Consider the following 574-nt stretch of genomic DNA (forward strand, 5'->3'; position numbering starts at 1 on the left):
CCTAGCCCAGGGCATCGCCTTGCTGTTTGCCATTATCGAAATGTAAGTAACACCATTGTACTTATCAATTCTCAAATCCCAAGAAACGCATTCGCCAGTTTCTTCATTCAATGTTAGCGTCAAGTATGATGGTAACATTTGATATTGTCGTAATAATGAGGCTTACCCCATGCCATATCGGCAGTTTCAAAAGAGTAGCCAACAGTAAGTATCAGTCTTGACTATTCGGGCGTTGTGACCGATAATTGATTTCTAATCTTGCTTTTCATTTTCTTCTAAAAGTTTCTTTTTAAGATATTCACGCATAAGGGCATCTGTTTCTTCACGTTCACGATTTCTGCGACCAATCCAAGAGAAAAAGCTAGCAACACAACCAAAAACAAGTCCTGTAATACACATTATTTGAAGAATAGAAACAATTTTCAAAGGACTACTTGTAAGCCTAGTAATAGTGTCACCTGGCGACATTCCCTCCGCGAACAAAGGGACAAGAACTATCAAGAGTATAGCAAATACAACTCCCGATAAGAATGCTTTTCCAAAAACTTTCATAATGGCGATATTTACAAGAGTT

At 38.2% G+C, this 574-nt stretch carries 1 protein-coding gene; it reads right to left on the minus strand.

Features of this window, described 5'->3' with window-relative positions; all coding sequences use genetic code 11:
* Positions 1 to 252: 252 nt before the first annotated feature.
* Positions 253 to 574: hypothetical protein (locus RF640_RS19045; RefSeq protein ID WP_368828671.1), on the minus strand; the 322-nt coding region annotated here is incomplete at its 5' end.

The organism is Kocuria sp. CPCC 205231 (assembly GCF_040980965.1).
GTDB classification, from domain to species: Bacteria; Actinomycetota; Actinomycetes; order Actinomycetales; family Micrococcaceae; genus Kocuria; species Kocuria rosea.